11 protein-coding genes are annotated in these 10,343 nt (G+C 41.6%); 5 read left to right on the top strand and 6 right to left on the bottom strand.

The annotated features are described in order from the left end of the window. Positions 1-12: 12 nt before the first annotated feature. Positions 13-270 carry a hypothetical protein gene (locus JGK14_RS32345; RefSeq protein ID WP_293191573.1) on the bottom strand — a complete coding sequence of 86 codons (258 nt, stop codon included), beginning with the start codon at positions 268-270 and terminating at the stop codon, positions 13-15. A 240-nt stretch (positions 271-510) separates the two neighbouring features. On the opposite strand from JGK14_RS32345, the gene JGK14_RS32350 reads away from it, so the two are divergent. Further along, positions 511-657 (top strand): hypothetical protein, encoded by a 147-nt coding sequence (locus JGK14_RS32350; RefSeq protein ID WP_293175479.1) that lies wholly within the window; start codon positions 511-513, stop codon positions 655-657. 46 nt (positions 658-703) lie between these two features. On the opposite strand, the gene JGK14_RS32355 is transcribed toward JGK14_RS32350, so the two are convergent. Both JGK14_RS32355 and JGK14_RS32360 read right to left on the bottom strand, forming a co-directional pair. After that, entirely contained in the window at positions 704-1,612 is a 909-nt protein-coding gene (locus JGK14_RS32355) for a formyltransferase family protein (RefSeq protein WP_293191572.1), read from the bottom strand. A gap of 133 nt (positions 1,613-1,745) precedes the next feature. Beyond that, positions 1,746-2,684, bottom strand: coding sequence for a DMT family transporter (locus tag JGK14_RS32360; protein WP_293191571.1), 939 nt, complete (start codon positions 2,682-2,684; stop codon positions 1,746-1,748). A gap of 234 nt (positions 2,685-2,918) precedes the next feature. Between JGK14_RS32360 and sbnA the strand changes: the two genes are divergently transcribed. Then, positions 2,919-3,971 (top strand): 2,3-diaminopropionate biosynthesis protein SbnA, encoded by a 1,053-nt coding sequence (sbnA, locus tag JGK14_RS32365; RefSeq protein ID WP_293191570.1) that lies wholly within the window; start codon positions 2,919-2,921, stop codon positions 3,969-3,971. A gap of 21 nt (positions 3,972-3,992) precedes the next feature. Next, a complete protein-coding gene (gene sbnB / locus JGK14_RS32370) occupies positions 3,993-5,018 on the top strand; it encodes a 2,3-diaminopropionate biosynthesis protein SbnB (protein ID WP_293175487.1) in 1,026 nt (341 codons plus the stop codon). A 244-nt stretch (positions 5,019-5,262) separates the two neighbouring features. Here the strand turns inward: sbnB and JGK14_RS32375 are convergent, their stop codons facing one another. Further along, the gene (locus tag JGK14_RS32375) at positions 5,263-6,546 is read right to left on the bottom strand and encodes an HhoA/HhoB/HtrA family serine endopeptidase (RefSeq protein ID WP_293207525.1); all 1,284 of its coding nucleotides are present in this window, start codon (positions 6,544-6,546) and stop codon (positions 5,263-5,265) included. 285 nt (positions 6,547-6,831) lie between these two features. Between JGK14_RS32375 and JGK14_RS32380 the strand changes: the two genes are divergently transcribed. Further along, the gene (locus tag JGK14_RS32380) at positions 6,832-7,188 is read left to right on the top strand and encodes a metal-sensitive transcriptional regulator (RefSeq protein WP_293175491.1); all 357 of its coding nucleotides are present in this window, start codon (positions 6,832-6,834) and stop codon (positions 7,186-7,188) included. 40 nt (positions 7,189-7,228) lie between these two features. Here JGK14_RS32380 and JGK14_RS32385 read toward each other — a convergent pair whose 3' ends face one another. Next, positions 7,229-7,396, bottom strand: coding sequence for a hypothetical protein (locus JGK14_RS32385; protein ID WP_293175493.1), 168 nt, complete (start codon positions 7,394-7,396; stop codon positions 7,229-7,231). A gap of 406 nt (positions 7,397-7,802) precedes the next feature. Continuing rightward, positions 7,803-8,240, bottom strand: a complete 438-nt coding sequence (locus JGK14_RS32390) for a helix-turn-helix domain-containing protein (protein WP_293175495.1) — start codon at positions 8,238-8,240, stop codon at positions 7,803-7,805. Between the two features lie 1,533 nt (positions 8,241-9,773). Between JGK14_RS32390 and JGK14_RS32395 the strand changes: the two genes are divergently transcribed. Further along, on the top strand, positions 9,774-10,262 hold the full coding sequence (locus JGK14_RS32395; protein ID WP_325315938.1) for a reverse transcriptase N-terminal domain-containing protein: 489 nt from the start codon (positions 9,774-9,776) through the stop codon (positions 10,260-10,262). Positions 10,263-10,343 lie beyond the last annotated feature (81 nt).

Consider the following 10,343-nt stretch of genomic DNA (forward strand, 5'->3'; position numbering starts at 1 on the left):
CGTTCTTTTTCGCTATGAGTGCTGACTTTTGAATCCTTTGGAGTTGGCTTTGATGTCTGGTTTTCCTTGTTCTCCCTTCAATCGGTTGTTTTCATCTTTCAACCGTTGATTCTCTGACTCCAAGTCTTTGACTTTTAATTGTAATTGCTCTATTAGGTTCAGTAAGAGCTCTACTGTCTGACGCATTGATTGGTCTGCAATACCTGAGGGGTCGATGGTTTGCAGTATATTGGAGGATGACTTGTCTTGTGAAATAGTCTTTGGCGTCATGTGTCCTATTTTATAACACTTTGTGCACTCTGCTTACTTTTTTTCCTCTGCTACCCCGAATTATTGAGCGGATACTTTTTGTGGTTGTAATTTATTCATCTTTTTGTGACAATCAAGTATTGCATATAATTATATCATAACCTTGATAATGATTTAGGATTGCTATATCTCTTTGCCAGATGAGTTAGTGCGTTACATTGACCAGCGTGTAGAAATCGCAGTCGGCTAGTTGAGGTTTTATTGCAAGCATGGCGCAAACAACAAGAACAACAGGCAATGGTAGAAGCCTGTTTATTGCTGGATGAACTGAGCGATGAATTAACCGATGAGGATGAAGCATGGCAGCAAGCAGCGATTACCGACTGGGAAGCATCTGCTGGCTGGTGACTTTACTTTATACCCAGATCCCCGAATTCTTAAAGAAGTCGAGGATCTATCCCGTAGGAATTTTCTTATAGGTTGTTTTTGTTTTTATAGCGTTGACTGAATCTTGTTTCATTTCTATAAATCTCTTTTCGGCGAGTTCTTCGACCTGGGGAGTGTAGTCTTTTCTAGAAAATACAGGACTGATGAGTGTAGGATAGGCTTTGATCCCCACAGATTGTATTTGAGGATTTTCGATCATTTCTGAAGCTTGTTGTATCAGAAGATCGAAAGCCAGCTTATAACTATAAGCTTTTACCTCCGACAAAGATTGAAATTCAAAGGGATTTTGTATTCTGACAGCCCGAATAATAGGGCCAGTATCTACGCCTTCATCTACATAATGAACAGACGCTCCAGCAACTCGTTTAAATTCTTCAATATCACCACGAGATGCCATATTTTCGACAGCAAACATACCCCTTGCATAAGGAAGAACAGCAGAATGAGCATTAATAATGTTACCTTCTGTCAATTCAATCCACCAAGGACTAAGAATCTTATCCAAAAACACAAACATACAAATCTTACCTTCATTTTTACATTCTATTTGTAGCCACTCCTTCACTTTTTCACTATTTATAGTTTTACCTAAAAAGATACTTTTTTGAAATGAGTTTTGTGCCAATGCAGGTATTCCAAATAATCTTATCATAGCTTCTTCCGTCTTACTAAGTCCACCATATAATGTTTGGATTTCCTGTAGAGAATCACTTGTTAAAAGTTTTTCCTTCTGATGTAATTGATGAAATCGCTCTTTACTCTGGTGTGAAGCATCATTTTTATCATCTCGTATGAGAATACCTCTAAAAAATGGGTTTCCTTGGAATTTGGTGTACCATTGTGACACTAAATAAGTTGGATGAAAGCTATTTTCAGTCATTAAGAAAAAATTACAAGGCTGATTGTTTGTTTTCACGGTTAGTATGAACCTCTATTGATTTAAATTACAGTTTAGTTAACGGCTGCAAGCTGATAATTTTTCTTGATATATAGACATATCAAAAAACTGATTGTTTCTCCCTCCGATCGACGATATTTCTAGTTGATTTTTATAATGTTTTGCTGGGATTTTTGGGACGTAGCGACAACATCAACACTGTACTAACAATACATAGTCCACCGATACCTTCAAAAAGACTCAGTGGTAAGCGAAGCCAAATAACTGATGCAGCTACAGCCGACAAAGGCTCTGCACTGGCTAATAAACTGGCTTCTGTAGGTGTAATGTATCGAAGACTGTCTATATAGAGATAAAAAGCGATTGCTGTGCCAAATACAATCACAAAACTTACTAACAAACCAGTAATTACAGACCAATGTTGACCTTGAATTTGCCAAGGAGAAGCGATCGGGCATAATGCAATACCTCCTATAATCATGCCCCACCCAATGATTACTTCAGAACCCCAACGTTGTAGCAAACCTGATGGATATAATGTGTAAAATGCAAGTGCAATTGCAGAACTTAATCCCCATGCTATTGATGTGCTGGAGACAGACAACTGGTGAACAGATCCATTTGTTACGAGAAGAAATGTACCTAACAGGGCAAATCCTAGGGCTATAAACTCTTGATAATTCGGAATTCGATTGTACTTTATTGCTAAGTAAACCATAATAAATAATGGAGCCTGATATTGCAATAAGGTTGCTGTAGCAGCATTACCGGTTTGAATTGCCACGAAATAGGTATACTGTACTCCCAACATACCAATAATTCCAAAAATCACTAATCGAATCCGATCTTTGGGATCGTGCCACACAGCAAAAACTTGATGGAAATTCTTTCGGAAACATCCAGTTATTAATAACAATATTCCTGAGATTAGCAGGCGCATTGTTACCAGCCAACCAGGAGTAAATCCCTCATCTTGAAAAAGCCTTTGTGCCACCGTACCAGAAAGTCCCCATAAGGTGGCCCCCACCAGCACCATAATAAGTCCCTTATAACGTAATAACTTAATCTTTTTTGAGTCAGATGTGAGCATAGTTGTTAATCATTCCTTCAAGCAATACAAATTTTTTGTAGTTTTTTTGTTCAGATACTTAACATTCTTATCTTCCATAATACTTGTGGAATGTCATTTTGAGATGAGGGGTACCCCCCCCCCATCCCAGAAGCAATAACATCATGATATTATTGATAGAGAAAGCTCGAAAGTATGTAAAACAAAAACATCACATAAACTGTTTCTTCTCCATCCAAGACTTTTAAGAAATTTATGAATTTTTACGATGCACCAGATACGGAAACACCCTTAATTTTGTCTGAGAATTTCAAATCATCTTGCTCAGGTTTGATGATATCTCCATTGATTGCTGAAAACTGTTTGGAACTGGTTCTCGACAAAGTTTTTTGTAAATTAAACAATTTTTTGTCTTTGAAAGCAGATATATTTTTGAAGGTTGAAGGATTTAATCCAGCAGGGTCTATCAAAATAAAACCTGCTATACGTATGATAGAGGCTCTCGAAGAAAAAGGAGAGATATCACCGGATCGTACCCATATTATCGAATCTTCGTCTGGTAACTTAGGAGTGGCGGCTAGCCTAGCTTGTTCGACTAAAGGATATCGCTTTACCTGTATCAGCGATCCAAACATTTCGTCTAGGAATGAGAAATATATAAAATTGTTCGGAGCCGAGCTTGTAATTGTTAAAGATAGAGATAAAAATGGAGGATTTTTAAATAGCAGAATTGATTTAATTAAGCGATTGCTTAAAGAAAATAAAAATTTATTTTGGCTGAATCAATATGCGAACTGCGAGAACAAAAATGCACATTATCTGAGTACAGCACATTCAATTTTTGAAAGCTTTTCAGAGGTTGATTACTTATTTATTGGTGCAGGTACTACAGGTACATTAATGGGATGTGCTGAATACATTAGAGATCGCAAGCTAAAAACAAAAGTTATTGCAGTTGATACCTTTGGCTCGGTTACTTTCGATTTACCTTCTAGTAAAAGATATATTCCAGGACTAGGTACAAGTCGAAAACCAGAATTGGTAGATAAAAGTCTAATTGATGATATTGTAGTAGTTAAAGAAGAGGACACGATAAAAATGTGTCGATATTTACTACGCGAAAAAACATTTTTAGTCGGAGGTTCGACTGGAACAGTTTTGGCAGGCATCAAAGCTTATGCACATAAACTGGATGCAGCGAAAAGTATAGTAGCAATAAGTCCTGATTTAGGAGAGAGCTACCTAGATACAATTTATGACGATCGGTGGGTTTCGGAACGCTTTCCTCATTGCCTTAACGCAATATAAAGACCAATAAAAATTAATTCCATGAAAACAAACACCATAGAGCAAAATTTTACAGTTATTTCTGGTTCAGTAGTTAATGAAATACTCCAAACTAACTATGCGAATGTAATTGATTTAGTTCAAAAAGCATATCTTACTCATGGAGACAAAAACACCATAAACCCAGATAGTTATTTTTTGAAATATCCAGAAAAGCCAGAAGCGAGAATCATTGCTTTACCTGCACATTTGGGAGGAGAATTCAATATTTCAGGGATAAAATGGATTGCCAGTTTTCCCAAAAATATCGCCCATGGAATCCCTCGTGCATCTGCGGTGATTATTCTCAATGATTATGAAACTGGATATCCAATAGCCTGTCTTGAAGGCTCGATTATAAGTGCTTCTAGAACCGCCGCTTCAGCAGTTTTAGCAGCCCAAAATCTTATCAAACCAAAAACAGTCAAAAGATTGGGGATTGTTGGATGCGGACTAATTGCTCGTTATGTCTTGAAATTTTTGCTAAATACTGGTTGGACAATATCTGCACTAGATTTGTTTGACTTAGCTGATGAGTACAGTATGGCGATGAAAGAGTATGCTCAAGAGAGAGGAATCAAGGAAGTTCAAATCTCATCGACCAAAGAAAACCTGATTTCATCTTGTGATTTGATTAGTTTTACTACAACGGCTGATGCACCATATATTGACGATATTAGTGTCTTTTCCCACAATCCAATTATTTTGCATTTATCTTTGCGAGATTTATCATCAAAAATTATTCTTGAGTCAAACAACATTGTCGATGATGTAGATCACTGTTTAAAATCTGCAACATCTTTGCATCTTACCGAGCAAGAAGTTGGAAACCGAGATTTTGTTACAGGAACTATCGATCAACTTATTCAAGGAAAACTCACTTTAGACATACACAAGCCAACCGTATATTCGCCATTTGGTATGGGAATCCTTGATCTTGCTGTTGCTTATTATGTATATCAAAGGGCAGTCTTGGAAAAAATAACTGTTTCCATTCCAGATTTTTTTTACGAACCCACACGAATATAGATAACATATCGATTGCTATGATCGATCGACTGCTGAGAGTTGATTGACTGTTGTGGGTCGATCGCACAGGAGCGATCGGAACCTCCATAACCCATTAAATTAGAGCTGTGTGACTTTTTTGAGTTCAATATTTTCCACTCCGTTTAAGTCATTTATTAGCTAGAACTATCAAGATAGGACTAAAGTCCTCACTACAAACTTTTTGGGGGGAGTTTTTAACAATCTCCCCCCTTCTCCTTCAGCTCTAAAAATCTCTCAATTGAGCAGTTGTCACAGCAACTTCCTTAACCTGGGAACCCCGGCGCACCTTCAGTTTCAAAATTTGACCGATTTGGCTATTTTCCACCAAATTTTGCAACTGTTCGGGTTGAGTCACTTTCTCGCCCTCAATTTGAACGATCGCATCTCCTTTCCGAATCCCGGCTTTCTCAGCAGGCGTATTGGGTACAACTCGCATCACCAATACCCCTGTAACTTCGGGCACAATCAAAGGAGCATTGGGGTCAGAATTATTCTCTCTGGCCATTTCCGGAGTCAAAGCAATCATCTGAATCCCCAAAAACGGATGGCTGACTTGTTCTCCCTTGGCTAACTGGGCGTAGATGGCTTTCGCTTTGTCGATCGGAATCGCAAACCCAATACCCATTGCATCCGCCCGAATCGCCGTGTTGATGCCAATCACTTCTCCTCTGCTGTTCAACAGCGGCCCGCCGGAATTGCCGGGATTGATGGCGGCGTCGGTTTGAATGAAATCGAGGCGCTTGTCGGGAATGCCGACGGCTGCGCTCGATCGCTTCAAAGTGCTAATAATGCCTAAAGTGACGGTATTGTCAAATCCGAGGGGGTTGCCCACGGCGATCGCCCAATCACCGACTTTCACCGCATCGGAATCTCCCAGTGCTGCCACGGGCAAGTTAACACCTTTGGTATTAATTTTGACAACAGCCAAATCTGTTACTTCGTCAGTACCTTGGACTTCTCCTGGAAATGTCCGGCCGTCATTTAAGGTGACAGTTACTCGATCGGCTTTGTCAACCACGTGAGCATTGGTTAACACAATCCCGTTTTTGTCAATGATGAAGCCAGAACCTTGACCCCGCAAGTGTTCTTGTCTGGGCGTCATGCTCCGCAAATCTTCTCCCAAAAATCTGCGGAAGAAGGGGTCTTCCATTAAGGGGTCGAGGTTGCGGCTGACAGTGCGCTCGGTATCAATCCGGACAACAGCAGGCCCGACTCGATCGACTGCCGCCGTCACAAAACTGCTGGTATCTGCCGCCACAGCCACCGGGAGTTCCGGGCTCCGCAGCGCTAGCATTTGCGGATTTGGGAGAGTTGCTGGGGAACTCCAATGTACTTGCTGCACGGCTTTTTTGGGCTGTTCCTGCCAGTTGGGCGGATTTTTGCCGTCTGCGGCAGAAGCGGGTGCAGCATTGATGAAGAGAGCGCTCAGGGCGATCGTCATTGCTAAAATGAGTCCGAACCAGCGATCGGTGCGGGGTGCGGAGCCAAAAAACTTAAATAGTCGCATAGCGTCAATCTTTGTTAGTCTGGGTTATTCTGGTAAAGGCGTGCGATCGAGCGGACTCAATAATCTGCCGCTATGAAGATCCTAAATATATTTAGAGAGCTACAATACACGAGTCTGGAGCCAGCACAAACTCAACATATTCTCAATTCTAACTTGAAAATTTTCCCTAGTAATACCAGCTTCAAAAAAAGAATTCAACTGTAGTCCAGCGCTCTAAACCATTACGGAATAACTCATTCCCCAATCTCAAATCTCAAATCTCAAATCTCAAATGGCACAACCCTGATGATTATATCTGACACTTCTACTGACAAATCCGTACCCTCAAATTCCCACCACCACCATCACGACAATCAATCAGTCCACCCTCACCATCACGATGAAGAATCGATGCGACGGCTGGTTAATCGCTTATCTCGGATTGAGGGACACGTCCGGGGCATCAAAACCATGGTACAAGAAAACCGTCCCTGTCCCGAAGTTCTCGTGCAAGTTGCAGCAGTTCGAGGCGCGCTCGATCGCGTAGCAAGAATCATTCTTGACGAACATTTAACTCAGTGCATTGCCAGAGCCGCGAAAGAAGGCAATATCGATACCGAAATAGAAGAGTTGAAAGCTGCTTTGGATCGGTTTTTGCCTTAGTCGCTGCCATTTTTTTACATATACCAGCCCCGCCAGATGGTTAGGAAGTTCTGGCGTGCGCTTTCTTCATCCGATTAATTGCAAATAAAAGTCTCTCGCGACGATCGCTAAAGGCTGCCTTCTTCCTTCTTTTTCTCCTGAGGTAAGCCGTTATTGATGACTGATGACTGATGGTTGGGAAGTTCTGGCGCGCGATCGCTTTACTCATGCGATCAACTGCAAAGAAAAGTCTCTCGCGACGATAACTAAAGGCTGGCTTCTTCCTTCTTTTTATCCTGAAGCAAGCCGTTATTGATGACTGATGACTGATGACTGATGACTAATGACTTCTTCATTCTTCTATAACAAAACCTGCAAATTAGACACAACTTGCAAGTTATGAATTCGGGCGCATTGCTTAAGCATCTTTCACCAACCAGGGAAAACCATCAAATATTTTCCCCCTCAACCCAATCGGCACAACAGATAATTTATACGATCGGCAGTTGGTGAGAGCGATCTTAGTTCAAAAAGAAGTAGTGAGTTTTTAGTGACAACCAAAGTCATCAACAGCTTTAAACTCTGAGTATCAACAATTGGACGGTGATTAACCAGACTTGGGATGAACTGTCTATCTAAACTTTCGTCAACTTGCCTTTGAGCTGGTATCTGACTGTTGCGTAAACGGCCTTATAGGAAGCTTCTATGCTGTATTCCTGCTGCAACCACTCTTGAATTTCTCCATAGCTTTTAAAGCCTTTTTGGGGATCGCTGAGGCGCATTGCCAAACTAGCGCGGGCCAGAGGAGGAATCGCCGGCTTCCTGCCACCGCTGTGCTTGGTTTCCAGGAGTCCTTCAAGTCCATCAGATCTGTACTTTCTCAGCCACCGCTGCACAGTAATGCGGTTTACGCCGATCGTCATTGCCAATTCTTTAACTGTCTTAACGTGACAAATTTTGAACAGGTAAAGTGCTTGAATTTTTTGAAAGCCGCTTGCCGTTTTTTGTTCGGTTAACAGGCTTTTTAGTTCTTCTGTGGTCTCTGTGATGCTAAGTTTACATACTCCAGCCATATCAATTACCTCACGAGGATTCGCACTATACAATTGTTTTTTTTGACTGGGGAGAAAAATCTTCTCCCCTCCTAAATGCTCGCCTTTTGCTTGCCAAGAAAGGAATAGACAAGCTATCTCAATTAAACTTTTTCATGCCTGGACTTACTCAGATGCTCAGAAGCTTGTTTTTTTTTACCTGGAGCAAGGGCTGGAACGCGTCTTTTGGTGAAAGACCCGGTTTATGAGTCAGTTTGGTATTGGATGGCACAAGCATCATTGCTAATACTGATATCAGTTAACTGATCGACCGCAACATTAGCTGCAATAGTTGACTTTTAAGGAATACCATTTATTCTCTTTTTGTTAAACATATATCATGGTTTTTCTGGTGTTTTTTGGTAATTTTTGCGAATGTCTTGGCGATTTATAGCTAGCATATAACCTTGGTCTGTACGCTAGCTAGAAGCACATTTAGACACAGATTATCCTGCTCCCAGAAGTGTATTTCTGGCTTTCCCTTTGTGAGAAATCCTGAGACATTAGCACTCTGATGGGCCGAAGCGGATCGCGCCGAGTGACGGTGCAACCAACTTTCACGGCACGCGGGCAGGCCTCTGTGAAATTACTTGCTCGATCGCCAGTTGAGTAAAACACGTCTACCGTGGGATTGTCAAATTTTCAACATCACAGTACCACTATCGGCTATTTTCGCCTGCCTGTCGTGATCGAAAACGTTGCTTCTATGTGATACTACTAACATTAATTAGTGATCGTTATCACACAAATACTCAGTAACCTCAACTAGCCATAAAAAGTTATGGCCTCGATCGCACTTTCCAGCGAGAATTCTTTGATTTAGTTAGGAAGTACGATAACATTGACATTTTTGTTAAACATTTTTACCCAGGTGAACAAGCATCCTGTTTTGTCCTTCAACCTCCCCAAACGGTCTAGGGCAGTCTTGTACTGGGCGTGAATCTTTTAGCATCTCAAGTCTAAGTGCGACTCGTTGATTGGCAAATCACGGTAAACAGTCCGTACATAGCTAATCCAACTCTAACCAACAACGGAAAAGAGTTGAACTCTCGGAGATATACAGGTGAAAACCCTGTCCATCAGACTCGATGTGAACCCTTATCTGCCCACGATGACCCGACTCGGTTTCGGGAGGTCGAAGCTGGGAACAGGACGCAATCAGACAACCGTTGCGGATTGACACTGGCGTTAATAGGAAGTCCTCACGGTGAAACCGAGCCTAGAAAAGCAACCTATGGGTAAGCAGGGCGCAACTTTGAAAAGCCTGACTTGATTGGAGATATTCCCACCGCATCTTTAGACAATAGCGGTAAGAGTCCAGGGAATCCAATGGTTGAATTGGCTACACCTAACGGGACATAACAATCTCTCTGAGGGAACGAAGAAAAACGGATGGAAGGTCTAGGGGTGGTCGAACCCCGATGTAGGCTAGACGAGCAGCGGAACTCCTTCAATTCGGGTAGGATGCAGCGTAATTGCTGCAAGGTGTTCAGAAAATACAAATTGGAGCAGAGTATGGTTAGGCAGGATAGAAATATCACTGAATCATGGATAAATCTAAAGTGGAAGCAATTCCGTCAAGGTTTATTCCGCCTGCAAAAGCGCGTATTCAAAGCGGTTCAAGTTGGAGACAGGCGGAAAGCGCAGTCTTTACAGAAACTTATTCTGAAATCTCGTGCAGCTAGATTATTGGCTATTCGTCAAGTAACGCAGCTAAACAATGGTAAAAAGACGGCGGGTATTGATGGCAAAAAATCCCTCTCATTCGAGGAACGATTTGCACTTGAGTCAGTCCTCAAGACCAATTACAACAATTGGCATCACAGCAAGCTTCGGGAAATTCCAATTCCTAAAAAGGATGGGACAACCCGAATATTGAAAATACCTACCATAGCAGATAGAGCTTGGCAGTGCCTAGCAAAATATGCCTTAGAACCAGCCCATGAAGCCACTTTCCACGCTAGGAGCTACGGGTTTAGAACTGGAGTGCGATTCGTTGGGTAGAAACTAACCCTGAAATGGGTAGAGGATTACCCGCAAGCTACACAAGAATCTTCTCCCAAAAGAAGAGGCTTCGGCAAGACA

Source organism: Microcoleus sp. PH2017_28_MFU_U_A (assembly GCF_020738035.1).
In the GTDB taxonomy this organism is placed as follows: Bacteria; Cyanobacteriota; Cyanobacteriia; order Cyanobacteriales; family Microcoleaceae; genus Microcoleus.

Bases quoted from the DNA above. Each gene is read 5' to 3' on its own strand.
- JGK14_RS32345 (WP_293191573.1), bottom strand. From the start codon at position 270: ATGACGCCAAAGACTATTTCACAAGACAAGTCATCCTCCAATATACTG.
- JGK14_RS32360 (WP_293191571.1), bottom strand. From the start codon at position 2,684: ATGCTCACATCTGACTCAAAAAAGATTAAGTTATTACGTTATAAGGGA.
- sbnA (WP_293191570.1), top strand. From the start codon at position 2,919: ATGAATTTTTACGATGCACCAGATACGGAAACACCCTTAATTTTGTCT.
- sbnB (WP_293175487.1), top strand. From the start codon at position 3,993: ATGAAAACAAACACCATAGAGCAAAATTTTACAGTTATTTCTGGTTCA.
- JGK14_RS32375 (WP_293207525.1), bottom strand. From the start codon at position 6,546: ATGCGACTATTTAAGTTTTTTGGCTCCGCACCCCGCACCGATCGCTGG.
- JGK14_RS32380 (WP_293175491.1), top strand. From the start codon at position 6,832: ATGATTATATCTGACACTTCTACTGACAAATCCGTACCCTCAAATTCC.
- JGK14_RS32385 (WP_293175493.1), bottom strand. From the start codon at position 7,396: ATGAGTAAAGCGATCGCGCGCCAGAACTTCCCAACCATCAGTCATCAG.
- JGK14_RS32390 (WP_293175495.1), bottom strand. From the start codon at position 8,240: ATGGCTGGAGTATGTAAACTTAGCATCACAGAGACCACAGAAGAACTA.
- JGK14_RS32395 (WP_325315938.1), top strand. From the start codon at position 9,774: ATGGTTAGGCAGGATAGAAATATCACTGAATCATGGATAAATCTAAAG.